Origin of the sequence: Paraliomyxa miuraensis (genome assembly GCF_026337845.1) — a bacterium.
Classification (GTDB): domain Bacteria; phylum Myxococcota_A; class Polyangia; order Nannocystales; family Nannocystaceae; genus Paraliomyxa; species Paraliomyxa miuraensis.
Map to the genome: position 1 here is coordinate 243070 of NZ_JAOVZF010000147.1, position 24276 is coordinate 267345.

The following is a 24276-nucleotide window of genomic DNA, read 5'->3' on the forward strand; positions in this document are numbered from 1 at the left end:
TTTGTTGTGAATCCAAAGTTGGCCCTGCCCATCGCCCTCGTCTTGTGGCCAGCCGCGGCATTGGCCATCGAGCCACCCGCTTTCCAGCGAGCCGGGACCGGCGAGCGCGAGCTCGTCGGCGGGCCCGTGCTGCGCCCGGTGGTGCCTCACCAGTGGAGTGCACGAGCCCAATCCCCGCATCGCGAGCGCGCATGGGAAGCCCTTGCGGGCGAGCTCGGATCGGCATGGGCCACCTGGGACACAGCCGGCGGAGAGGCACGGCCGCGGCAGATCATCGCCACCGGCCTGGCGGCGCCCGGGGTGGTGGCCTCGCCCAAGGAGGCCGAGCGCGTGGCTCGGGCCGTGATCGAGCGCCACGTGGAGCTGCTGTGTCCCGGTGCGAGCGCCAGCGACTTCGTGCTGGTGAGCAACCACGAGTCGGCCGGCATCCGCAGCGTGGGCTTTGCCCAGCGCTCGGACGGCCGCGAGGTGGTGGGCGGCCAGATCGGCCTGTCCTTTGCCCACGACCGCCTGGTGCTGATCACCAACTCCGCCGAGCCCCATGCCCTCGTGCCCCTGGCATCCTCTCGCATCGGCGACGCGACGGCCGAGGCTCGAGCCCGCACCCTCATCGACGACGACTTCGGCCCCTCCACCGTACGCATTCGCAGCGCAGTGGAAGGACCGATGGTGCTGCCCGTGGGCGATGCGAGCACGGGACCGCGCTACCGCGAGGTCGTGCGCGTCGACGTGGACTCGCGCGAGCCCTTCGGGCGCTGGTGGGTCTACCTCGACGCCGAGACCGGCGAGCCCGTGGCCCGCGAATCTCGCATGCACTACGCGTCGGGCCTGGTGTTCTACAACGTGGCCGAGCGCGCCCCGACCATCGCGCGCAGCGATCGCCCCACCCCGTTCACCCAGCACGTGGTCGACGGCGCCACGCAGGTCAGCGATCAGGTCGGCTTCGTGAGCTTCGCGGGGCCCACCGCCAACGTGCAGCCCGGCCTCACCGGGCCCTTCACCGACATCATCGACGAGCAATCCCCGATCGCCAGCGGCACGCTCCCGCTCGCCGACGGGGGTGGCGTCACCTGGAACCTCGCGGCCAACCCGTTCGCCGACGCCCAGATCACGACCTACGCCCACCTCGCCCACGTCAAGGGCTACGTTCGGCAGCTCGCGCCCGACCTCGGCTGGCTCGACGGCACCGTCGTCGCCACCGTCAACATCGACGACGAGTGCAACGCGATGTCCGATGGCGACGCGGTGTACTTCTTCGCCCACAGCGACTTCTGCGAGAACACCGGCCGAATGTCCGACGTGGTCTATCACGAGTTCGGACACTCGGTTCATCACCAGTCGATCATCCCGGGGGTCGGCGCCTTCGACGGTGCGCTGTCCGAGGGCATCTCCGACTATCTCGCCGCCACCATCGTGGGCGACTCGGGCATGGCGCGGGGCTTCTTCTACACCCCCGAGCCGCTGCGCGAGCTCAACCCGCTGGGCTTCGAGTGGACGTGGCCGGAGGACAACGGCGAGGTCCACGACGCAGGCCGCATCATCGGCGGCGCGCTGTGGGACCTTCGCACCCTGCTCATCGCCAAGCATGGCGCAGAGGAGGGCATCCGACGCACCGACACCATCTGGTACGAGGGCACGCGACGCGCGGTGGACATGCCGTCGATGTACGGCGCGGCGCTGCTGGTCAACGACGACGACGGCAACCTGGGCAACGGCACCCCCGACGCCTGTGAGATCAACGCCGCGTTCGGCAGCCACGGGCTGTTCTCGGCCGGTCCTGCCGCGGCCGAGCGGGTGACCGACGAGGAGCGCCCCGAGGGCCTGTGGGTCCACGTGGATCTGTCGCTGCCCTCGTTCGAGGCCTGCCCGATCGAGGCCACCGCCCAGCTCGAGTTCGGGCCCCGCGATGGCGACGGCACCACCCAGATCGTGCCCATGGTGCCCTCCGCGGGCGGCTACGAGGCCGTGGTGCCCCCGCTGCCCCCGGGGCAGGTGCTGCGCTACCGCGTGCTGGTGACCTACGGCAACGGCGTCGAGCGCATCGTGCCGCCCAACCTCGGCGACCCATGGTTCCAGCACTGGTTCGGGACCGTCGAGCCGATCTACTGCACCAGCTTCGCCGACGGCACGGCCGAGGGATGGAACGTGCCGATGCGCTGGCAGGTGAGCCCGCCGCTCGGCCAGGGCGGCGACCCCAGCGAGCCCGCCGGGCCCGACCCCTACGTGCTCGGCCAGGACCTCGTGGACGATGGCCTCTATCAGCCGTGGTCGTCGGAGTCGGCCGGCAGCCCCAACATCTCGGTGCCCGTGGGCTACTACGCCTCGATTCGCCTGCACTACCGGCGCTGGCTCACCGTCGAGGACGGCTTCTACGATCAGGCGCGCATCATGGCCGATGGCCAGGTCGCGTGGAGCAACTTCGCCAGCAACAACGACTTCACCGCTACCGTCCACCACCGCGACTCGCAGTGGGTGTTCCACGACGTGGACCTCACCCCGTGGGCCAGCGACGGCCAGGTCCAGCTCGCGTTCGAGCTCGACAGCGACGCCGGCCTGGAGATGGGCGGCTGGACCGTCGACGAGCTGTGCGTGATGGGCTTCCTGCCGGGCGTCGACGTGCCTCCCGGCTGCGGCAACGGGGTCGTCGACGCCGGTGAGCAGTGCGACGACGGCAACCTCCTGCCGGGCGACGGCTGCAGCGAGTTCTGCCAGGTCGAGGGCTCCGGCAGCTCGAGCGGCGGCTCCGACGATGGCGGCTCCGACGACGGGAGCTCCGACGACGGCCCCGGGCTGGGCGACGACGGGGACCTCATCGATCGCGGCTGCGCCTGCCAGGCTCGCCCCGACGGGGGGGCACCGACCGGCCTCGGTACGCTGGTGCTGCTGGCGCTGGGCTGGAGTCGCCGGCGTTCCCGACCCCGCCGGTCGCGCGCCCAGTAGGCGGGCGGGGGCCGGCGAGAGCCCCCGAGGTGAGGGTTTGACCGCGCCCGGCGGAAAATTCGCCGAGGATCGCGTCGTCTCCGGCGATCGCGAGTAGGATGGGCGCCGCTCATGCGCCGATGCCTCGCACTCGCGCTGATCGGGCTGGCGACGTCGCTCGCCGCCAACGTGGCCATGGCGGCCCCGCCCGCCGATTCCGAGCCGCAGCCTCCCTCGGGGACCGTCAGCCGAGACCCCGCGTCTTCGGGCTCGACCGAGCTCGCGGGTCAGGGCACGTTCGCGCAGGCGACCGAGCGCGGGGAGCCAGCGGGCGACACCCTCGAGTGGGACCTCGGCTTCGGCGCGCTGGTGGCCACGGGCAATGCTCGTAGCACCGCCATCACGGGCGGCACCAACTTCCTCATCCGACGCGGCCGACACCAGGTGCTGGCCAACTTCCTGGGCAACTACGGTAGTGCAAGAGCCGACGGCCAGTCCGAGCCCGAGCCCACCGTCGGCAACCTGCAGGGCCGCGCGCGCTACGACCTGTTCGTGGCCGACCGCTGGTCGCTGTTCGGCATGGTCACCGCCCGCCACGATCCGTTCCAGCGGCTCGATCTGCGGCTCAACGTCGACCCCGGCGTGGCGTTCTACGTGATCAACGAGCAGAAGCAGAAGCTCTACGCCGAGGCCGGCTATGACTTCCAGTACGACGTGCGGGCCGACTCGGCCATCGCCTACGAGGCCGACGGCGAGACGCCGATCTACACGGCCCAGGGCGAGCTGGTGTACCTGCCCCGCACCCGCACGACCCACGCAGCGCGCCTCGCTGCGGGCTACGGCAACAAGCTCGTCGAGGCGGTGAGCTTCGCCACCGACCTCGAGTACCTGCAGAGCCTCCAGCAGGCCACCCGCTGGCGGCTCAACTGGAACACCAGCTTCTCCACGCTGCTGGTCTCCAAGCTGTCGATGTCGGCCACCTTCACCCTGCGCCTCGACAACGATCCGCTGCCGGGGGTCGTGTCGCTCGACACCCTCACCTCGGTCAACCTGGTCTACCGCTTCTTCTAGTCGAGCTCCTCCCACGTCGCCGTGGCCTTGCCGTCACGATGTCGCGAAAGAGTCCTGCCGTGCACCACCGAGCAATCGTCCCCGGTCTCCTCGCCCTCGCCGCTGCCGCGCTCGTCCCCGCCGGGGACGCCCTCGCGGCCAAGGGCAAGGCCAAGGCCTCCGCCTCGACCGACGTCTCCGCCGATGCCACGGGCTCGGCCAGCGGCTCGGGCGATGCCCAGACCGACGCCCGAGCCGACCAGAAGTCCCGCCCGTTCCTGCGCCGCTTCACCCCCCGCCGCAACATGTGGGAGGTGGGCATGTTCGGCGGCCTGTGGCTGCCGTCGGACGTGATCGAGCTCCACGATCGCAACCTGCCGCCGCCCATCCGCTACGACACCAGCGCGGAGCTCGGCCTGCGCGTGGGCTACTACCCGCTGCAGCACTTCGGGCTCGAGGGCGAGCTGGCCATGATCCCCTCGCGCCTCCAGACCGACCAGCGCGCGTTCGTCTCGACCGCGCGCGCCCACGCGGTGCTCCAGCTCGGGCTGTGGCGCATCGTGCCCTTCGCGCTGCTCGGCGGCGGCGTGCTGTCGGTGCGCAGCGAGCCCAACGCGGCCGGCAACAACGGCGACGAGTCGCTGCACGTCGGCGGCGGCATCAAGTTCTTCGTGACCGATCACATCGTGCTCCGGCTCGAGGGCCGCGACGTGATGTCACCCCAGGAGGGCGCTACCGTGGCCGCCCCCGCGCACTCCGGCGAGGTGCTGCTGGGCTTCTCGCTGGCCCTCGGGCCGCGCAAGAAGGAAGCACCGCCCCCGCCCGACACCGACGGCGACGGCTTCCTCGATGCCGACGACGCCTGCCCCGAGCAGCCCGGCATCGCCCCCGACGGCTGCCCGGCCAAGGACACCGACGGCGACGGCTTCCTCGATCGCGACGATGCCTGCGCCGATCTGCTCGGCACGGCCCCCGACGGCTGCCCGATCGCCGACACCGACGGCGACGGCTTCCTCGACCCCGACGACGCCTGCCCCGAGGAGGTCGGCGTGGAGCCCGATGGCTGCCCGCTGCGCGACGTCGACGGCGACGGCATGTTCCCGCCGCAGGACGCCTGCCCCGAGCAGCCCGAGAGCGTCAACGGCTTCGAAGACGAGGATGGCTGCCCCGACGAGATCCCCGAGGTGGTCAAGCAGTTCACCGGGGTCATCGAGGGCATCTACTTCGACACCGGCAAGGCCACCATCCGCAGCAAGTCGTTCGGGACCCTCGACGCGGCCGTGAAGGTGCTCTCGGACTACCCCTCGCTGCGGGTGGAGATCAGCGGCCACACCGACAGCAAGGGCAAGCGCGACAAGAACCTCCAGCTTTCGCAGGACCGGGCCGACTCGGTCAAGGCGTACATCGTGGGCAAGGGCGTCGCCGAGGGCCGCATCGTCACGCGCGGTGCGGGTCCCGACGAGCCCATCGGCGACAACAAGACCACGGCGGGGCGGCAGCAGAACCGTCGCATCGAGTTCGAGCTGCTCACCGGAGCGTCGGGCTCGGCCGCCGGCCCGAGCACTCCGCCCGGCGCCGGCGTGGCGCCCGTGGGCTGCACCAAGGAGGCCAAGATCTGCCCCGATGGCACCGCGGTCGGCCGGCAAGGCCCCCAGTGCGAGTTCGCCCCGTGCCCGGAGCCGGCTCCGGCCGACGCTCCGCCGGCCGAAGGCGTGATGTGCACCATGGAGGTCAAGACCTGCCCCGACGGAACGGAGGTCGGCCGGCAGGGCCCCAAGTGCGAGTTCGCCCCGTGTCCCGGGGCCAAGGCCGAGTAGGGTCTACAAGCTCTGTCCGCCGCTGGCCTCGATGCGCTGCCCGGTGACCCACCGGCTGTCCTTCGAGGCCAGCCATGCGATCACGTCGCCGATGTCCTGCGCCTCGGCGATGCGATCCATCGCGATCATCGAGCGCATGTGCGCCTGTGCCTGCGGGTTGTCGCGCAGCCAGTGCGCGTTGATGTCGGTGTCCACCACGCCCGGAGCCACGGCGTTGACGCTGATCCCCCGCGGCCCCAGCTCCTTGGCCAGGCACTTGGTGAGCACGTCGATGGCGCCCTTGCTGGCCGAGTAGGCCGTGTACTCGGCCATCGTGAAGCGGGTCAGGCCGGTCGAAAGGAACATCACGTGCCCGCCGTCGCGCAGGCGGGAGATGGCGCGCTGAGCCATGAAGAACGAGCCCTTGACGTTCAGTGCGAACATGCGATCGAAGTCCTCCTCGGTGGTGTCCGCCATCTTGCCCATGGTGACGATTCCGGCGTTGCTCACCAGGGTGTCGAAGCGCGCCTCTCCGGTGCGGGTCTCCAGTTCGCGGTCGAGGGTGGCGTAGAAGGAATCGATCCCCGAGATCGAGGACAGATCGGCTCGGATGGCGAAGGCGCGGCCACCGGCCGCCTCGATGGCGCCGACCACCTCCTGGGCGGCCGCATCGTTGCTGGCGTACCCCACGGCCACCAGCGCGCCCTCCTGGGCGCACCGCAAGGCGGCGGCGCGGCCAAGGCCGCGGCTGGCTCCGGTGATGACGACGACTTGGTGCTCGAGCGTGGACATGGTGCGGGCTCTCCTGTTCTGGGTGAGTGGTGGCCTTGGTGATGGCCGTGACGTTGGCGGTTGCGATCCGAGTGTAGGGTTCGGCCCTCCCCGTGCCCATGGGCTTGCACGGATCGTTCCGCACGGAACGAATCGTGACCCGGTACCCGACATGCGCGACCCGCCGACGCGGGTCGAACGACACATCGACCGCGGCTCGATGCTTGCAAGGACCACGGCGGCCCCACACCATGAACCACTCGATGATCGCTGCGAAGCCCACCCGCACGTCCATGCCCACTCGCGCGCTCGAGCGCACGGGACCCGTGGCCGTCGTGCTCGGACTGCTGGGCTGCGCCCCGAGCAGCAGCGGCGATCCCATGGACGAACCCATGGACGAGCCCCCTCGGCTGGGCGAGTGCACGCTGGCCTCCAGCGCCGACGAGGCGGACCTCGAGGCCGCGTTCCAGGCCTGGAAGGACGACCTGGTCACCACCGAGGGCGCCGGCGGCTTTCGCCGGGTGCGGCGGCCCGACACCCCCGACGGGCTGCCCAACTCCACGGTCTCCGAGGGCATCGCCTACGGCATGCTCATCGCGGTCTACATGGACGACCAGGCGCTGTTCGACGACCTGTGGCAGTACTCGCAGCTGTGGGCCGACAGCCACGGGCTGATGTACTGGTACGTCGATCCCACGGGCACCGAGGCCTGCCCCGGGCGCGATCCAGCCGAGACGTGCGGCGCGGCGACCGACTCCGACGAGGACATCGCATGGGCGCTCTTGGTGGCCGAGCAGCGCTGGGGCGGTCAGGGCAGCCTCGACGAGCCCTACGGAGTGCTGGCCCGGCGACAGATCGAGGCCGTGTTCGAGTGGGAGGTCGACCACTCCTTCTCGGTGCTCAAGCCCGGCGACACCTGGGGCGGCTACGTGCAGACCAACCCCTCGTACTTCGCCCCGGCCTACTACCGCGTGTTCGGCGAGGTCACCGACAACGTGGAGGGCTGGCAGGCCGTGATCGACTCGAGCTACCAGATCATCGAGAACTCGCTGAACGAGACCAACGGCAACGTCGACAACGGGCTGGTGCCCGCGTGGTGCGACTTCGAGGGCACGCCCCGGCCGCCCACGCCCAACGATCCCACGCAGCTGCCCGACGACAACTGGCAGTACGACTCGGCCCGCATTCCGTTTCGGATCGGCCAGGACTGGTGTGACCACGCCGAGCCGCGCGCCAAGGCCTACCTCGACCGCATCAACGCGTTCTACGAGGGCATCGGACCCGACGCGATCGTCGACGGTTATGCGCTCGACGGGACGCCCCAGCCAGACGAGCGCTCCGCCGAGCCCGAGCGCTCGGCCGTGTTCATCGGCTGCGCCGGGGTCGGCGCGATGGCCGACGACACGCGCACGGACTTCGTCGATCGAGCCTACGAGCGCGTGGCGGGCCTCGACCTGCTGACCCGCAGCCGCTACTACCAGCGCTCGTGGACGGTGCTGTCGCTGCTGATGATGAGCGGACGCATCACCACGCAGCTACCCTGAGCCCCACTGGCCCGAGCCCCGCTGGCCCGAGCCCCGCTGGCCCCGCGCGCCGCTGCGATGCTCTCCGCCATTTCCGTGGCATCCTCACCCCTCACCGCCCCCGAGCGGGAAGCCCAGCGGCCTCCAGTTCCTTGGCGATGCGTCGTGCGTCTCGAAGCTCCTCCTCCGACGGCTTGCGCGGCGGCAGGAAGGCCAGCACGATCTCGAGGCGGGCTCGATATCCTTCGTCCGTCCTGACCACCATGCCGCTCTCGACGAGGGTGTTGAGATCACGAGAGAGCGTGCGATCGGTCTTGGTCGCATACCACCGCACGATCTCTGGTGTCAGCTCGGGTAGGTCCTTGCGCGGGACGGCCTCCCACGCACGCAGCCCCAGTGCCAGCAGCAAGTCCCGCTGGCGCTGGTCGCTCTCGCTCCTCCGCCCGCGAAAGACTTCGTGCACATAGTCTCGCCAGGCCATCCTCCACTGCTGTTGACGGATGACGCGCAGTTCGTCGTGCAGGCCATCCACGAAGCCTTGCACGGCATACTCGATGAATTCTACGACCCCCTGCTCGCTCTTGCTCGCGCGGTCAAGGTGCCGATAGTACTCGGACCTCGTGAGGTTGTAGTGGTTGCTCAGCAGGTGAGCCGCGGGCGATGGGACCCCCGCGTCAGCCAACAAGTAGTACTCGAGGAGCCGAGCCGTCCGACCATTGCCATCACCGAAGGGGTGGATCCATGCGATGTAGAGGTGGGCGAGCACCGCCTTGAGCAATGCGGTCGGGATCTCGGATCCAGTCCCCCATGCCTTCACCGGCCACTCCTCGAACCAGCGGCACATTCGCGCGAGCAGATGCTCGCAGTCCTCATGAGGCGCACCGCGATACCGCAAGACCCCCACCGAGTAGCCACGGATCTCTCCAGGGACCACGTGTTCCTCCTTGGGGAGCTCGCGGAGCACGAGCCGGTTGAGGTGCTTGATCCAGTCGACGGTCAGCTGCGCCTGTCCGTCCAACACCTTCTGGCCGATCTCGGCGCAGGCCTGCGCCACGTTCTCGACCTCTTGCTGGAGATACTTCTGGGATGGCGGCAGGTCCAGCTTGCCGAGGAGGACCTCCCTGACCTGGGCCTCGGTCAGCGTGTTGCCTTCGATGGCCGTGGTGCCACCAACCCCCTTGGCCATGTAGATGCGATGGAGCTCTCCTGCCACGCCCGGCGTGAGCGGCACGCCTGCGATGTGGCTGCACTTCGAGTGGGCCTCACCGAGGAGCAGAAGTGTGCGTTGACTCAGCCGCTCGGCGTTGAACTGAAAGGAGATCCACGGGTGACTGTGCTCGTAGGGCCGCATGCTCGTCCCACCTCATGTCCCGAGCAGGGGCGACGAAAACGCTCGTGATTTCAACGAATCAATGCGGATCGTCGAACCCTCTGGCCGGCTTCATGTCCATGCCGTTCTAGCAGATCCGTCCGCACTCGTGTCCATGTTGCGGCCATGCCGCCCGTGAGCGCGCGCGGGCCTGGCGGCCCCAGCCGCTACCGCCCGGTGCCGTGGCCGCTGACGAGCATCCGCAGGGTCTTGCCGTCGAAGGGCTTCTCGAGCTTGGGGTTGCTCACCCGGTCGAGGAATGCCCGCGCGCGCTCGGTGAAGGCGCCGCCGGTCATGAAGATGAAGCGCTCGGCGAGGTCGGGCCGCTCCTCGAGCACCGTCTCGTAGACGTCGATCCCCGAGACCTCGGGCATCATCAGGTCGCACAGCACGACCTCGAAGCGGTCGTTCTCCCGCAGGATCTCGATCCCCCGCCGCCCGCTGTCGGCGATCTGGACCTCGCGGTTGGCCAACAGCCGCCGCAGCGAGTTGGCCACCAGCGGGTCGTCGTCGATGATGAGCACCCGCCGCCCTCCGCCCACGGGCACGTCGCGCGGCAGCGACACGGGCGTCGGCGGTGGTGGAGCGGTGACGACCAGATCGCTCGGCGGCAGCCGCACCCGGAACACGGTGCCCTTGGGCTTGCGGGGATGCACCGAGATGTGCCCGCCCATGGAGGTGACGATGTTGTGGCAGATCGACAGCCCCAGCCCCGTGCCCACCTCGCGCGGCTTGGTGGTGACGAACGGCTCGAAGATCCGGCTGGCCAGGTGCATCGGGATCCCCGGACCGGTGTCGCAGACCTCGATCACCGCATAGCCCTGCTCGTCGCTGTAGGTCCGCACCAGGATCTCGTTGCGCACCGCCTCGCCCATCGGCAGCGCCTGCACGGCGTTGACCACCAGGTTGAGGAACACCTGGCCGAGCTTGCTGGCCTCGCCTCGCACCGCTGGCACGTCCTCGTACTCCCGCCGCAGCATGGCCCGGTGCCGGATCTCGTTGCCCGCGATGTTCAGCGCCGAGTCCAGCACCGTGCGCGGGTCGATCGACTTCACGGCCTCGGAGTGCGGCTGCGAGAACATGCGCAGGTCCTGCGTGATGCTCCGCATTCGCCGAGCCCCGTCGAGCGCCTCGTCGACCAGGAGCTGCAGCTGCGTGGGCTCGACCCAGGTGGCCCGCAGCTGCTGGTTCAGCAGCTCGAGGTTGCCCAGCACGTAGGCCAGGGGGTTGTTGAGCTCGTGCGCCACGCCGGCCGCCAGCGTCCCCACCGAGGCCATGCGATCGGCCACCCGCAGGCGCTCGGCCATGTCGAGCCGCTCGGTCTGGTCGCGCACCAGGATGACCACGTCGCCCACCGGGCTCACCGACAGGCGCGCCTCGTAGCGACGACGATCGCGGCCACGGGAGTAGGTCAGCTCGCAGCGCTGCGCCGTGCCGCTGCTCGCCGCCTGCTCGAGCGCGGGCGAGAGCACGCGGTACAAGGACTCCGGGAGCACCTCGATCAACGGGCGACCGACGAGCATCTGCGCCGGCTCGGACAAGAAGCTGCGACCGGGAGCATGGACCTCGCGCAGCTCGCCGCTCGGCGTCACCACCAGCAGGATGTCCGGCAGCGCGGCGAGGATCCCCCGCAGCGGCCCCGCAGGATCGCGGTCGGGGTCGGCCGAGCGCGCCGGTGCCTCGGCGTGCAGGGTCTCGCTGCGCCGCAGCAGCTCCTGCGAAACGAGCATCAGCGCGTCTTCGACCAGCCGCCGCTCGTCCTCGTCCAGCGCCTCGGCCCGAGCCTCGCGCAGAGCGTCGAGCAACGGCCTCGGATCGTCCGGCAGGGGCTCGCGGCTCTCCACGAACCCCTGGAGCTGGCGTCGAAGCAGCGGCGGCATGGCGCGAGGCAGGTCGATGGTACCGGGACGGCCGGGCCCCGGTAAGCCCCCTGGTGACGCTGGTCCATCAGCGCATGCGCTCGACCTCCTGCCGCACGACGTCGGCCGGCGGTCGGTCGGGCACCGTATCTCCCACGTATTGCCACGCGATCGTCCGATCGGGGCGGATCACGAAGGTGGCCGGCACCGCGAGCGCCTGCCCCTCCATCTGCACCCCGTAGGCCGCGATGACTCGTACCTGCGGATCCGACAGCAGCGGGAACTGCACGCCGAGGCGCTCGGCCAGCGCGGCCGAGTCCGCCGGATCATCGACGGAGATCGCGGCCAAGCCCACGCCCTGCGCCGCGAGCTCGGGCTGGATCTTCGCGAGTTCGCCCAACTGGCGACGACAATGCGGTCACCAGTGCCCGCGATAGAACACGATGATCGCGGGGCCCGAGGCGAGCAGATCGGCCAGCGCCACCGAGGAGCCGTCGTGGGCCGGGAGGCTGAAGTCGGCCGCCCGAGCCTCGACCTCGACCGGCGCCTGCTCGGTCGTCAGCCGGCACCCCACCGCGGGGGCCGTCAAGACGGCGATCAGGCCTCCCAGGGGGACGAGTCGGCGTAGCCTCACGATGTCGCGCAAGACGCAGCTCGTGGGGTGGATGTTACGCGGCGGCCGTCGTCCAGGTCGCCTTCTCGCCGCCGAGACCGCGCTACCTGGGCCAGGAAGGGCTCCGTGCCGACGCCGCCCGAATCCGCCGCGAGTCACGCAATTCATGCACGACCCTTGTGTCCGGTGGGCGAGCCATTGTCAGATGGCGCCCATGCGGCCCCTTTGGTGGACGAGCGCGGCGTGGGTGCTGGCGGCATGCGCGCCGCCGCATGCAGCCACTCCCTATCCCGATGCCGAGCCGCCCGAGGGCGTGGATCCCGCGAGCACTGAGCCAAGGCCCGAGCCCGCGCCGGGCCCCGAGCCCGTGACGGCCCGCTACTTCGATCGCGAGATCGATCTACGCCCCTTCCTGGCGGGCTTTCCCTTTGGTGACTTCGAGCCCAGCCTGCGCACGGGGAAGCTGTTCTACGTCGAGCGGGGCGAGCGCTACACCCTGCGCATGCTCGACATCGGGACCGAGGCGGGAGCCACCGAGCGCTTCGAGCTCGCGGCGGGCACCGCCATCAGCGACGTGGACTGGTCCAAGCGCAGCCTGTGGTCGGTGCATCACCACGCGCCGACCCAGGCCCTGTGGTTGCACGCCGACGCCAGCAACGACGAGCAGATGAATTTGTGGACCCTCGACCTGCAATCGGGGGCTCTCACGCAGGTGACCCAGCACGACTACGTGTACGGGCTCGGGTTCTCGCCGGACGAGAGCATCGTCGCGTACCTGCCTCGCCAGGGAAGGAAGGCCGGCGGCGCCGCAGGCGACGCGCACGAAGGGCCGCCAAAGAAGGCTCCCTACGAGACCTGCCTGGTGCTGCGCACCATCGCCACCGGGGCCGAGCAGCAGGTGGTGTGCGACTCGCCCGACCTCACGTTCAGCTGGTCCGAGCCGCGATTCTCGCCCGACGGGCAGGAGATCTACTTCAACGCGCAGGTCCAGGGCGATCGCAACCGCGCTCAGCTGGTCCGGGTGGATCTGCGCAGCCGCAAGCGAGTGGCTCGCCCCATCACCTCCACCAAGGCGCGCCGCAACGCTCCCAGGGCGCTCGACGGCTGGGTCGACGACGACCTGCTGCTCTACATCGCCAACGACGACGGGTTCGCCAACCTCTACGCCTACTCGCGCAGCACCCAAAGGACCAAGCAGCTCACCCGCTACACCGAGGACGTGACCTCGGCCGAGCTGCTGGGCGACGAGGTGGTGGCCGTGCACCGCACCCCGGCGGGCTCCACCCTGGTGCGCCTCGATGCACGCACCGGCAACGAGACCGCCGTGCTCGCGCTCCCCGGCACGGCCGACGTGACGGCGGGCCACGGCCGCCGCGCCCTCGTCACCCAGCGCTCGCCCGACATCGTCCACGAGACCCACGAGCTCGACCTGGCCACGGCGGGACTGCTGCCCCACGAGGTGATCGGCCTCGACCCGCAGCTCGAGCGCGGTCTGGTGGCATGCCGCGCCACCGCCGTTCGCATCCCCACCTTCGACCAGGACCCCGCCACCGGCACCACGCGTCAGCTGCATGCGTTCTTGCTCGAGCCGCGCGACCCCGTGCCCGAGCCGGAGCAGCGCCTGGCGATGATCACCGCGTTCTACGGCGGCGAGAACCGCTACAGCACCTTCGATCAGATCATGTGCGCCGCGGGCCTGACCGTGATCTCCCCCGCCGTCCGCGGCAGCACGGGCTTCGGCAAGGCGTTCTACTCGCTCAACGACAAGGATCTCGGCGGCGACGAGATCGTCGATCTGTTCATGGTGGCTCGCTGGATCGAGCAGCGCCTCGATCTCCCGTCCTCGCGCATCGGGGTCTACGGCGGCAGCCATGGCGGCTATGCGACCATGCGGGCGCTGACGTTCCCGTCGCGCACCAACGGACGCAACGACTTCTATCCGTTCGGGTTCGGGATGGCCCACGCCGGGTTCTCCGACATCAAGACCTTCTACGACGCGACCAACATCCCCGACTGGGTGGTGCTCGAGAGCGGCGATCCCAGCAAGCCGGCCGAGCTCGAGAAGATGCGCGATCGAAGCCCGCTGACCCACGCCGAGCGGCTCCGTGCGCCCCTGCTGGTCACCCACGGCAGCCAGGACTGGCGTGTACCCGTGCAGGAGAGCCGGCAGTTCGTCGACAAGACCAAGCAGGCCGGCCTGCCCGTGCAGTACGTGGAGTTCGAGGGCCAGGGGCACCACATCGAGGGCCTCGACCTCCAGGCCATGGCCTACCAGGTGCGCTTCGACTTCTTGCGCGCGGTGGCCGAGGCCGCAACCGAAGGAGGATAGTCCATGCTGGCGTCGTCGAGCCTCGCTGCCACGACCGACCTCGGGCTGGGCTCCGGCCTGCTGGGCCTGATGCTCGATCGCGAGAAGTACCCCGACTTCCCGCCCGAGTTCGCGGTGTACTGCGGCTGGCTGGTGTTCGCCGTGGTGCTGCTGGTGGGCGCGCTGGCGTGGCTGCGCATCGAGTCGGTCCGCCGATTCCTGTTCGCGCTCGACGATCCCCGGGTGTTCGCGGTGCTGCGCATCGGCTTCGCGATCATGACCATCGCCTGCTTCCTCAACCTCGAGCCCTACTGGCGGATGTTGTGGAGCGACGAGGGCATCTTCGACATGGAGTACGCCCAGGAGAAGCTCGGCCGCCAGGCGCTGCGCGGCTGGAGCCCCGACGAGGGCTTCTACGACGGCTGGGCGGTCCTGAACTTCCTGTGGAACAAGCCCTCGCTGTTCTACTTCTGGGGCAGCCCCGACTTCGTCGTGGGCTACATGCTGGTGTTCTTCTTCGTGCTGCTGCTCTACGGCGCCGGGGTCTTCAGCCGCACCACGGGGCTGCTCGCCTGGTTCTTGATGAGCGGGATCTACAACCGCAACGCGCTCTACTGGGAGGGCACCGACACCGTCTACCGCTGCTTCTGGCTGATCCTGCTGTTCGCCAAGACCGGCCATGCCTGGTCGTTCGACAACTGGTGGCGCTGCCGTCGGCTGCGCAAGCAGGGGCGGCTCGAGGACCCCGATGCGCCCGCCGATCTCGACGATCCCGCCGATCCCGATGATCCCGCTGGTCCCGAGGCCCGGAGCGATCGCGAGCCCATCTACCGCCGCGTGCCCGCGTGGCCCCGCTACCTGTTCATGCTGCAGCTGGCCGCGCTCTACTGCTCCACGGGCGCGGTCAAGACCGGCTCGGTGTGGGCGGCCGGCGACGCGCTCTACTACGCGCTGAACATGGATCACTTCTACCGCTTCGAGTGGACCACCCAGGTCGTCTCGGCGGCGTTCGGCACCAACCTGTTCCGCGTCAACACCTGGGTCACCCACTGGTGGGAGCAGCTGTTCCCGATCATGCTCGTCGGCGTCGCGCTGCGCTTCACGCTGCGGCACCGCCACGAGCCGTGGTACCGCGCGCAGGACACCTGGTGGCGTCGCTGGGGTGCCCGTACGGTCCTGGTGGCCATCTGGGGCCTTTGCTGGCGCATCAACTACCTGGTGCTGCCGTTCTGCCTCGAGATGAAGGACGACGTGCCGCAGGACCCCAGCGGGGCGTTCCTCAAGATCCACATCGCGTGGGGCATCGTGATCCCGGCGTTCGTGCTGGCCTGGTACGCGCTGGGACGCTGGCCCATCACGCTGCTGCGCCGCGGGCGGGCGCTGCCGTGGATCACCGACCGGGTGCCGTGGCTCTACATCCCCGAGCTCCGGCTCGAGCAGGACACCCTGCGGGCGCTGTTCCTCGGCCGCCGCGTGTGGCTGACGCTCGGCTTCATCTTCCACGGGTTCCTGATCCTGTTCATGAACATCGGCATGTTCCCGTTCATCATGCTGATGACCTACGCAGCATTCGTGACCGGGGAGGAGCACGCGCGGGTCTACAAGGGCGTGCTCGACCTCGCCCGGCGGATCCGCGGCGTGAAGGCGCTGGTGCCCCGCGGCCATGAGCGCTGGTTCGTGCCCTCGCGGGTCAACCCCGTCGACGACGACGAGTTCAACGTCGTCGCGTTCATCCAGATCGCGGCGGCCGGCCTCCTGTGCTGGCTCGTCATCGGAGCGGTGATCCCGGCGCTCGAGCTCGAGCCGCTGCGCCTGGGCGAGCGAGGGCTCGGGGCGCTGACGTTCACCGTCCTCGTGCTGGTGACCTCCACCATGGGCGAGCTCCGGGGCTTCCGCAGCCGGCTGTTCGGGCTGCCCACCGCCGTGCTCGCGGCGCTGATGTTCGGCTACCAGCTCGGAGCCCTCGACGAGGGATGGACCACCCTGGGGCTCGTGGTGGGCGTGGTGCTCGCGGCCGCGATCGGGCTCGAGCTGCGCCGCCGGGGCCGACCCGCCCCGACCGTGGTGGTGCGCGGCCGTCGGATCCCCGACGTGCTGGTGCTGCTGCTGGGTCTACTGGGCGCGGGCCTGGTCTGGGCCAAGGTCGAGCCGCCCGAGTGGATCGAGGATCTAGGCCAGCTCACCTACGAGTGGCTCGCGCTCATCATCGCCGTGGCCCTGGTGTTCCGCGTGCTGCCGCCACGCCCCGGCGACATCCGCTCCGCGCGCGAGCCCGGACCCGCGCTGGCCCACGGAGCCCTGGGCCGCAGCCTCATCCTGTTCGCGGTGCTCTATCACTCGCTGGCGGTGGGGCTGTCGCTGTTCCCCAACTATCCCATCCTCAACAAGTGGCGCAGCCCGGGCGCGGCGGTGTTCGCTGGCTGGCTCAAGGGCACGGGCACCAACCAGAGCTGGCGGATGTTCGCGCCCAACCCCCCGCGCTCGAACACCTTCCTCAAGACGGTGGTGATCGAGGAAGACGGCGATCGCTGGGACCTGCGCAACAACGCGTTCCACTACCGGCCCAACCCGTGGATCTGGAACGATCGCATGCGCAAGATGCAGCGGCGCATGGCGGGCAAGGGCAAGTGGTACCTGCGCTACTGGGCCACGTGGCAGTGCCGCGAGTGGACCCTGCTCACGGGCGAGCTCCCGGTGGAGATCGAGACCGCCAAGATCGTGACCAACATCCCCCCGCCCGATGCGGTCGCCCAAAAGGGCCCCTACCACCCCCGCCGGCTCAAGGCGCGCGAGCATCCGCTGCAGACCAACCCCTGCAAGGGCGACGGCGAGCTGCCGCTCTACATGAAGGAGCGCTACGGGCTGCCGATCACCGACGAGGATCGGGCCAAGGCCGAGCGCGATCGCGAACGCTACGAGCGCAAGTTCCAAAACCGCAGGCAGAGCTGGGAGAATCGCCGCGACTTCGGCAACTGGGCCAAGGCCGAGGAGGACGAGCGGCAGCGCCGCGAGGCCGCCGAGGAGCGCCGTCGCAAGCGCGAGCAGGCCCTGCGCAACGCCGAGACCCCACCACCCGCCGCGCTCGAGCGCGACGAGCCCGACGAGCAGGACATCGACGATGAAGGCGCGCAAAACGTCGAGTGACGATCACGAGGTCTTGTCATGAGTGACGACTCCAACCGCGACGAGCGCGAGCCGGAGCTCCCGGCCGCCGCCGACGAGTCGGCCCGGAGCCCAGAGGGAAGCCAGGCCGAGAGCGAACCGGGCGACCCGTCTCGGCCCGAGCCTCCCGGCCCATCGCTCGCGCAGACCCTGCTGCACCAGCCGGTCCCTCGCGACGACCGGCCGAGCCGGCGCTGGTGCTACGGCCCGATCATGCAGATCGTGGCCACCCTGTTCATCCTCTACCACGGGGTGATCCTGTTGGTGCACAACCTTCCCGGCAAGGGCCTGGCCAAGGGCGCCCAGAAGGTGCTCAACGAGCGCCTCGACGCCAACGACTACTGGCAGGCCAGCGGCAACACCCAGAGCTGGGCCATGTTCGCGCCCAACCCCCACCGCTCCAACATCTTCATGAAGGTGCTGGTCAAGGACGCGAACGGGGAGGTCTGGGACCTCAAGCACGACATCTACGGCAAGCGAACCTACCCCTACCTCTGGTACGACCGCATGGGGAAGATCAACCGCCGCATCATCGACCAGAAGGGCTACCGCCGGCACTACGCGGCGTGGGTGTGTCGCCAGTGGGAGATGGACCACGGCGGAGACGCGGCCGACGAGGTGCAGTTCATCAAGATGTGGACCCGCATCCCGCCGCCGCAGGCGGTGTTCGAGCGGGCCCAGGGCAACATCTTCAAGATGGGCTTCGACCCGATGCAGCTCGAGCTGCACCAGCGCGAGGAGGACACCATCAGCTGCGCCACCAACCGACATGCACAGCTGCCCAACTATCTTCGCGAGCGCCACGGGCTGCCGCAGATGCCCGAGAAGTACTTCAAGGGCCAGCACCTGCGCACGTGGTGGGACATCAAGGAATCCGAGCGCCAGAGCGAGGAGCGCAAGCAGAAGCGAGCGGCCCGTGCGGCGGCGCGACGCGGCGATCCCTACGAGCCTCCCGTGCCCGATGATCCCCCGGACGACGCCGTGGGGGTCGAGGGCGAGGCCGAGGGCAGCCCGGAGGAGGAGGTGGTCCAGTGATCGGCCTGCTCGCCTTCTTCGACGATGCCGAGGTCGACGTCTCGGCGCACCTGCCCCAGGCGTCGTGGACCATCCTGGCCGCGCTCGGCTTGCTCATCGCGTTCTTCGTGGTCCGCCCCGAGCTGTGGCGTCGGATGTTGTTCCAGCGGGTCGATCCGCGACCGGCCGGGCTGCTCCGCATCGCCTTCGGCCTGGTGCTGATGCTCACCTTCGTGGACCTGCTCAAGCCGCACGGTCCGCTGGACGACTCGGTGGCGCGCTACCTGTTCACCGACGAGGGGCTGTGGCTCACCGACATGGCCCGCAAGTCCTACGGGGGCAAGCTGGCCACGCTGTGGGACCCCGAGCACGGCTTCGAGCACTGGTACGACGTGTTCGAGGCCATGTGGGGGAAGTTCTCCATCCTCCACTTCCGCTCGGATCCTCCGTTCGTGTGGGCGGTGTACACGGCCATGCTGGTCAGCATCGGCCTGATGATCCTGGGCGTGTGGACGCGCTGGACCACGATCCTGGCGTGGATCCTCGTCGAGTCGGTCTACCGCTACAGCCCCGTGTTCTACACCGGTGGCGACACCGTGGTGCGCGTGTTCCTGTTCCTGGGCATGTTCACCCAGTGGGGCGAGGCCTACTCGATCGACGGCTGGCGACGGCGTCGCAAGGCGATCCTGAGAGGGGCCACCGAGTTCCCGGCGTCGCGGCTCATCCCCGCGTGGCCGCTGCGGATGGCCATGCTGCAGCTGGCCATCATCTACTGCGCCACGGGGCTGCTCAAGACCGGCAACACGTGGGCCAACGGCACGGCGCTCTACTACGCGCTCAACCTCGATCACTTCTACCGCTGGCCCCAGATGGGGTTCGTGGGGGCGATGCACTACATCGGGGTGCTGCCCGTGCTGGTGGTCCTGGTGCACTGGTGGGAGATGCTGTTCCCGCTGGCGCTCATCGGGTCGGCCGTCAATGCCCACGAGCGCGAGCGTGCCGACGGCACCTGGCCCAGGGCCGCCGCCTGGCGGCGGTGGCTGAGCTACGGAGCGTTCTTCGGGGCATGGGGCTGCGGGGTCTACATCGCCGGGCTGGGCGCGCACTACTACGCGCCGGACGAGATGCTCAAGATCCTGCACATGAACCGAGCCACCCTGGTCAAGGTGACCATGGTGGTGGCTTCGGCGCTGCCCTTGCTGTGCCTGGCGCTCTACCTGGCGCTGCGACGAGCCTCGAGCTGGCCCGACGTGTCCTTGCGCCAGCTGTGGTCGGGCAAGTCCCCCCTGATGCGCGCCGTGGTGCTGCCCTACTTCGCGGTGCGGTGGTTGCTGCCTCGCGGTCACCTGTTCCTGCGCCACTGGGTGCTGGGCAAGCGCTTCTGGCTGGTCGTGGGCTTCGGCATGCACATCAACATCGATCTGGGCATGAACGTGGGCACGTTCGCCAACGTGATGATGGCGGTGTACTTCGCCTGGCTGTCGGGCGACGAGATCGACGCCTTCTGGCGCTACGTGTTCAGCAAGCCGGTGGCTCCGGGTGAGCACGGTCGCCCGATCCGGCGCATGAAATGGCAGAGGATCCTGCTCTACCCGATCGATCGCCTGCGCTGGCGCCGGCCAGCCGATCCGATCGTGGTGCTGCACCATCCGGGCGACGCCAGCGTGCGGCGGGCCGCGCTGCTGCGGCTGTGGGACCTGGGAGAGCGACTGGAGTTCCAGGCCGATCCCGACGTGTCACCCGAGCACCTGGTGATGCGGCTGCCGGGCGAGAAGACCTCGCGCTTCGGGGCCGGGGCCGGATGGGCGTTGATTCGGGTGATGCCGGGGCTGTGGTGGATGAGGGGACTGCGGCACGTGCCCGGGCTCTCGACGGTGTTCGGCTTCATCGCGCTCAAGATCCTGCGGCAGCGATGAGGGACGCAGGCACACGCGGGTGGATCGGGGGGCTGGCCCTGGCATCGATGATGCTGCTGGCCGCCTGCGGTCCGCCCCCGGCGACCGTGCCCTCCGAGTCGGCGGCGGCGACCGAGCCCGGCGAGGTCGTCGCCGACGCGGGCTGGCTCAAGGGACAGCTCCACCTGCACAGCAACGTGTCGGGTGACAGCGAGACCCCGCCGGCCGACGTGGTGCGCTGGTACGCCGAGCACGGCTTCGACTTCATCGTGTTCACCGACCACGACCGCATCACCGAGGTGCCCGCGCCGGCCCCCGCGTCGGCCGGTGGCCAGCCGCCGATGTTGGTGATACCAGGGATCGAGCTGACGCAGAACCTCGAGCGCTGCGAGCCGCCGCCCGAGCCCGGCCTTCAGTGCCTGCTGCACGTCAACGGGCTGTTCGTGGGCAACGACACCAGCGTGATCGGCTCGGTACCCGCGCCCACGGGGATCGACCGGCTCGAGCTCTACGCGCATGCGATCGCGGTGACCGAGGCGCTGGGTGGAGTGGCGCTGCTCAACCACCCCAACTTCCACTACGCGGCCGATGCCGACCTCGTGGCCGCGCTGGCCGGCCGCGGTCTGTCGCTGCTCGAGATCGCCAACGAGGCGGTCGACAGCAACAACGAGGGCGACCGCGCCCATCCCTCGACCGAGGCGCTATGGGACGCGGTGCTCTCGACCGGCGCGCGCGTGTGGGGCGTGGCCACCGACGACGCCCACCACTACTACGACGCCCGGCAGGTCCGCGACCACGGCCGGCTCGCCCACGTGGGCAACCGGGGCTGGGTGATGGTGAGGGCAGAGCGCAGTCCGGCTGCGATCCGAGCGGCGCTGCAGCGGGGGGAGTTCTACGCGAGCAACGGAGTCACGCTGCGCGAGGTGGCGTGGGACGGCGAGCGCCTGCGAATCGCGGTGGACGACGCGTCCGAGGGGGTGCATCGATTCACGTTCATCGGCGACGGAGGCAAGGTGCTCGAGCGCCAGCGCGGTCGCGAGGCGACGTTCGGCGTGCCGCGGGGGCATCACGGCTACGTGCGCGCGGTGGTGGAGGACCCGCAGGGACGCAAGGCCTGGGTGCAGCCGGTGTGGTCTCCGACTTCAGAACCGGCCCTGAATGGTGACGCTGCCCGGACCGACCCCGAAGCGAGGCCGTCGTGAGCGCGCGCTGGTGGCCTCGCCGCTGCCCTCGACCTTGACCTTGTTCGTGCTGCGACGTCGGGCCGAGTTGAGCAGGATGGCCACGCCGAGCGTGACCAGGCCACCCCCGACGATCGCTCCGCCCAGCACGTACCACTCGGTGTCCCATAGCTCGGGGCACTGATCGTCTTCGTCGGGGGTCGGGCACTTGTCGAACAGCCTGTACTGGCGATCGTCGAGCGCCGCGTAGGTCCCTGCGAAGCCGAGGCTCGCAATGCCCAGACCCAGGGACACCCAGCCCCACGGGCGTGGGGGCAAGCGCGAGGGCACCTTCTCGAGCGTGAAGCTCTGGGTGTCCGCGATGCCCTCGACGAAATTCACCTCGCGCTCGACCGCGATGTAGCCCTCGAGGCTCACGCGCAGCACGTGCTCGCCGGCGAGCACCTCCTCGTCGAAGGGCGTGGTGCCCTTGATCTCGCCGTCGATGCTCACCCGGGCCCCGGGCGGCGTGCTGTCGACCACCAGCCGCGCCGGCCCCTGATTGAGGGTGTCGAGCTTGGTTCGCAGGGTGGCCGCGGCTGCGTCGATGAGATCGCCGACCTCGACCACGCCGCAGATCTGGCAGCTATCGGTGCTCGTCGCCACCTGCACGCCGTTGCTGCCCGAGACCAGCAGCACCTCGACCTCGTAGTCGCGGTCCTGGGCGTCGACGACCGCGCGCACCACGTGCGTGGCCCCGGTCGCGGCCGCGATCGCGGTGTAGCACGCGGCATCGCGGCAGCTGGCGGCATCGGGAGCCTGGCTCAGGACCTCGTCGGGAGCGATGACGTCGAAGTCACCACGACGCAGGCCTTCGACCAGGCGCTCGGTGAGCTGGGCTCGATCGGCGTCGGGCATCTCGTCGCCCTCGACCGCCAACGGCAAGATCGCCGCCTTGGTGGCCGTCGCCTTGGGCTCGTCTCCGGGCGCGGCCAGGGCCAGGCTCGGCCCGAGTCCGAGCGTGAGTGGAGGAAGGGCGGCCACGCTCATGCCAAGGGCCGTGGCCAGGGCCACCGGCCTGGCGGGCCAAGGAGAACTACGAAGCCCCGTGGGCATCTGCGCGCACCTTACCACGCTTGACCCCGCGACGACCACCACGCACGCTGCCGGAGTCATGGATCAGGGGGGTTGGGGACGAGCGACCGCTGTTTTGCTCCTCGGGTGCGCCATCGCTGGCGTGGGTACCGGTGCAGGGTGGGGTTGCGGTGGGACGGGAGGCGAGCCCAGTCGAGGTCGCCCCGACAACGGCGTGAACGAGCCAGAGCCTCCAACACCCGATCGAGCGACCGAGCCGTGGCGATTCGTCCCCACCCTCGAGCAGCACCTGCCCGCGGGCGCCGTGGCCGAGCCCGTACTCGAGCTGAGCCAACCCCGACAGCGCTCGGTGGTGGTCTTGGCCGCAGTGCTGCGATCGGGCTCCGAGCACGTGGAGCTCGAGCGCTGGACGTTCGAGCAGAACCCGGATGGCGAGTCCTTGCGCATGGTCGAGGGCGGCACCGCGATCGTTCGGCTTCGCCCCGGCTCGCGCCACCCCCAGCTCGCCGAGTTGCGCCGCGCCGTCGCGGCACCACGCGCCGTGCTCACCCGCCCGATGGGCTTGCCGGCAGACGAGCCCAAGGCCGCGCTCGATCAGCTCGCGGCGGCGCTCGGCATCCTGCACGACGGGGGCGCGGAACCCCGCGCTCGCGTCCAGGCGGCCGCGACCGTGGTGCGGGCGCTCGACGACACCGTGCTGCTCGAGCGCGATGCCACGTGGGAGGTGGCGGCTGCGCTGGATCCCGTCCCCAGCGAGATCGAGATCCAGCGCCTGTCCGATCGCCGGGCCAAGGCGATCATCGAGCGCCCCGGAGGAGCCGCCACGCTCGAGCTGCAGCGCAAGACCGGCGGCTGGGCGGTGTCGTCCGCCGACGTGCCCAAGCAAGCCAATGACGAGCCCGCGATGCCCGAGACCGCCACCCTCGATGCATCCGGCGACCTTTGAGGCAATTCCGTCCAAGCCGCGCGTTGCCGCGCGGCTCCCACGCAGCAATCCGCGCGCTCGGCGCAACACCCCTGAGCACCGCGGGTATATCATGGTGGCTCGATGCCCTCGTCGCTGCCCATCCGCCTGCCCATCGCGCAAGCAAGCCCAGATGGGTCGGATCTCCTTCGTGAGCGACTCCGCGCCAAGGAATCCGACGACTTGGTCTTTGCAGTGACCGGCTACGTGGGGTCGGGTACCTCCTGGGTCGCGCAGGGGCTGATCGAGAAGGTCAAGGAGGCGGGCTTCCAGCCCTACGAGATCAAGCTGTCGGATCTCCTCGCAGAATGCAGGAGCTTCCAGAGAAGCAGCGCCAAGAGCATCGACGAGACCATCAAGCTCCAGGACGCGGGAAAGGACCTGCGGACCATGTATGGAGGAAGCATGGTTGCCGGCCTGGGCATTCGCAAGATCCAGGAGGAACGGAAAAAATTTCGTGACGACGATGCACCATGTGCCTTCGTCATCGATTCCCTCAAACACCCTGCCGAGGTCGAAGTCCTGAGATCGATCTACGGACAATCGTTCTATCTCATTGGTGTCGTGTGCAACGAGGATACCCGCAAGGCACGACTCAAGCTCAAATTCAAGACTGAGCCGGAGAAGGGAACCCTACTGGAACACCGCATCGTTGCCCTGATGGCGCGTGATCGTGAAGAAGAAGAAGGGCCTGGGTCGGGTAGACCGGTCCCGGGATGACTCCCGGGACCGGCCCCCCACAGATCCGGACGTGCGGATTTCCCGCATCCGGCTCCTC

At 69.5% G+C, this 24276-nt stretch carries 16 protein-coding genes and 1 pseudogene; 11 read left to right on the top strand and 6 right to left on the bottom strand.

Annotation, left to right across the window (positions count from 1 at the left end):
* Nucleotides 1-18 precede the first annotated feature (18 nt).
* The 3 genes from OEB96_RS14555 to OEB96_RS14565 all read left to right on the top strand — a co-directional run bounded on the left by OEB96_RS14555 (nucleotide 19) and on the right by OEB96_RS14565 (nucleotide 5786).
* Nucleotides 19-2940 (top strand): DUF4215 domain-containing protein, encoded by a 2922-nt coding sequence (locus OEB96_RS14555; RefSeq protein WP_266216334.1) that lies wholly within the window; start codon nucleotides 19-21, stop codon nucleotides 2938-2940.
* A gap of 111 nt (nucleotides 2941-3051) precedes the next feature.
* On the top strand, nucleotides 3052-3990 hold the full coding sequence (locus OEB96_RS14560) for a DUF481 domain-containing protein (RefSeq protein ID WP_266216336.1): 939 nt from the start codon (nucleotides 3052-3054) through the stop codon (nucleotides 3988-3990).
* A 59-nt stretch (nucleotides 3991-4049) separates the two neighbouring features.
* Nucleotides 4050-5786, top strand: coding sequence for an OmpA family protein (locus OEB96_RS14565; protein ID WP_266216338.1), 1737 nt, complete (start codon nucleotides 4050-4052; stop codon nucleotides 5784-5786).
* Between the two features lie 3 nt (nucleotides 5787-5789).
* Here the strand turns inward: OEB96_RS14565 and OEB96_RS14570 are convergent, their stop codons facing one another.
* Nucleotides 5790-6557 carry an SDR family oxidoreductase gene (locus OEB96_RS14570; protein ID WP_266216339.1) on the bottom strand — a complete coding sequence of 256 codons (768 nt, stop codon included), beginning with the start codon at nucleotides 6555-6557 and terminating at the stop codon, nucleotides 5790-5792.
* Nucleotides 6558-6799: 242 nt separating this feature from the next.
* Between OEB96_RS14570 and OEB96_RS14575 the strand changes: the two genes are divergently transcribed.
* On the top strand, nucleotides 6800-8080 hold the full coding sequence (locus OEB96_RS14575) for a glycosyl hydrolase family 8 (RefSeq protein ID WP_266216341.1): 1281 nt from the start codon (nucleotides 6800-6802) through the stop codon (nucleotides 8078-8080).
* 91 nt (nucleotides 8081-8171) lie between these two features.
* Here the strand turns inward: OEB96_RS14575 and OEB96_RS14580 are convergent, their stop codons facing one another.
* The 4 genes and pseudogenes from OEB96_RS14580 to OEB96_RS14595 form a co-directional block, all read right to left on the bottom strand.
* A complete protein-coding gene (locus tag OEB96_RS14580; protein ID WP_266216343.1) occupies nucleotides 8172-9410 on the bottom strand; it encodes a Fic family protein in 1239 nt (412 codons plus the stop codon).
* Nucleotides 9411-9595: 185 nt separating this feature from the next.
* Nucleotides 9596-11308: a hybrid sensor histidine kinase/response regulator gene (locus tag OEB96_RS14585; RefSeq protein WP_266216345.1), complete on the bottom strand. Its 1713-nt coding sequence runs from the start codon at nucleotides 11306-11308 to the stop codon at nucleotides 9596-9598.
* 67 nt (nucleotides 11309-11375) lie between these two features.
* A pseudogene (locus OEB96_RS14590) lies at nucleotides 11376-11693 on the bottom strand (peroxiredoxin family protein); the annotation flags it as partial.
* Nucleotides 11694-11705: 12 nt separating this feature from the next.
* Entirely contained in the window at nucleotides 11706-11921 is a 216-nt protein-coding gene (locus tag OEB96_RS14595; protein WP_266216346.1) for a thioredoxin domain-containing protein, read from the bottom strand.
* A gap of 193 nt (nucleotides 11922-12114) precedes the next feature.
* Here OEB96_RS14595 and OEB96_RS14600 point away from each other — a divergent pair, with 193 nt between their 5' ends.
* Genes OEB96_RS14600 through OEB96_RS14620 form a run of 5 tightly spaced genes read left to right on the top strand, consistent with a single transcriptional unit; the run spans nucleotide 12115 to nucleotide 21481 of the window.
* A complete protein-coding gene (locus OEB96_RS14600; RefSeq protein WP_266216348.1) occupies nucleotides 12115-14229 on the top strand; it encodes a S9 family peptidase in 2115 nt (704 codons plus the stop codon).
* A gap of 3 nt (nucleotides 14230-14232) precedes the next feature.
* Nucleotides 14233-17352: a hypothetical protein gene (locus OEB96_RS14605; RefSeq protein WP_266216350.1), complete on the top strand. Its 3120-nt coding sequence runs from the start codon at nucleotides 14233-14235 to the stop codon at nucleotides 17350-17352.
* Nucleotides 17353-17370: 18 nt separating this feature from the next.
* Nucleotides 17371-18405: a hypothetical protein gene (locus OEB96_RS14610; RefSeq protein WP_266216352.1), complete on the top strand. Its 1035-nt coding sequence runs from the start codon at nucleotides 17371-17373 to the stop codon at nucleotides 18403-18405.
* The gene (locus OEB96_RS14615) at nucleotides 18402-20300 is read left to right on the top strand and encodes an HTTM domain-containing protein (protein ID WP_266216354.1); all 1899 of its coding nucleotides are present in this window, start codon (nucleotides 18402-18404) and stop codon (nucleotides 20298-20300) included. The genes OEB96_RS14610 and OEB96_RS14615 overlap by 4 nt, the downstream gene beginning before the upstream one ends.
* On the top strand, nucleotides 20297-21481 hold the full coding sequence (locus OEB96_RS14620) for a CehA/McbA family metallohydrolase (protein WP_266216356.1): 1185 nt from the start codon (nucleotides 20297-20299) through the stop codon (nucleotides 21479-21481). Before OEB96_RS14615 ends, OEB96_RS14620 begins: the two co-directional genes overlap by 4 nt.
* Here OEB96_RS14620 and OEB96_RS14625 read toward each other — a convergent pair.
* A complete protein-coding gene (locus OEB96_RS14625; protein ID WP_266216358.1) occupies nucleotides 21422-22489 on the bottom strand; it encodes a PEGA domain-containing protein in 1068 nt (355 codons plus the stop codon). The two genes, OEB96_RS14620 and OEB96_RS14625, sit on opposite strands and share 60 nt — an antisense overlap.
* A gap of 259 nt (nucleotides 22490-22748) precedes the next feature.
* Here OEB96_RS14625 and OEB96_RS14630 point away from each other — a divergent pair, with 259 nt between their 5' ends.
* Together OEB96_RS14630 and OEB96_RS14635 are read left to right on the top strand one after the other, a co-directional pair.
* Nucleotides 22749-23480, top strand: a complete 732-nt coding sequence (locus OEB96_RS14630; protein ID WP_266216360.1) for a hypothetical protein — start codon at nucleotides 22749-22751, stop codon at nucleotides 23478-23480.
* A 102-nt stretch (nucleotides 23481-23582) separates the two neighbouring features.
* On the top strand, nucleotides 23583-24218 hold the full coding sequence (locus OEB96_RS14635; protein WP_266216362.1) for a nucleoside/nucleotide kinase family protein: 636 nt from the start codon (nucleotides 23583-23585) through the stop codon (nucleotides 24216-24218).
* Nucleotides 24219-24276 lie beyond the last annotated feature (58 nt).

Coding starts and splice junctions, on each gene's coding strand:
- OEB96_RS14560 (WP_266216336.1), top strand. CDS start 3,052: ATGCGCCGATGCCTCGCACTCGCGCTGATCGGGCTGGCGACGTCGCTC.
- OEB96_RS14570 (WP_266216339.1), bottom strand. CDS start 6,557: ATGTCCACGCTCGAGCACCAAGTCGTCGTCATCACCGGAGCCAGCCGC.
- OEB96_RS14575 (WP_266216341.1), top strand. CDS start 6,800: ATGATCGCTGCGAAGCCCACCCGCACGTCCATGCCCACTCGCGCGCTC.
- OEB96_RS14580 (WP_266216343.1), bottom strand. CDS start 9,410: ATGCGGCCCTACGAGCACAGTCACCCGTGGATCTCCTTTCAGTTCAAC.
- OEB96_RS14585 (WP_266216345.1), bottom strand. CDS start 11,308: ATGCCGCCGCTGCTTCGACGCCAGCTCCAGGGGTTCGTGGAGAGCCGC.
- OEB96_RS14600 (WP_266216348.1), top strand. CDS start 12,115: ATGCGGCCCCTTTGGTGGACGAGCGCGGCGTGGGTGCTGGCGGCATGC.
- OEB96_RS14605 (WP_266216350.1), top strand. CDS start 14,233: ATGCTGGCGTCGTCGAGCCTCGCTGCCACGACCGACCTCGGGCTGGGC.
- OEB96_RS14610 (WP_266216352.1), top strand. CDS start 17,371: ATGAGTGACGACTCCAACCGCGACGAGCGCGAGCCGGAGCTCCCGGCC.
- OEB96_RS14620 (WP_266216356.1), top strand. CDS start 20,297: ATGAGGGACGCAGGCACACGCGGGTGGATCGGGGGGCTGGCCCTGGCA.
- OEB96_RS14625 (WP_266216358.1), bottom strand. CDS start 22,489: ATGAGCGTGGCCGCCCTTCCTCCACTCACGCTCGGACTCGGGCCGAGC.
- OEB96_RS14635 (WP_266216362.1), top strand. CDS start 23,583: ATGCCCTCGTCGCTGCCCATCCGCCTGCCCATCGCGCAAGCAAGCCCA.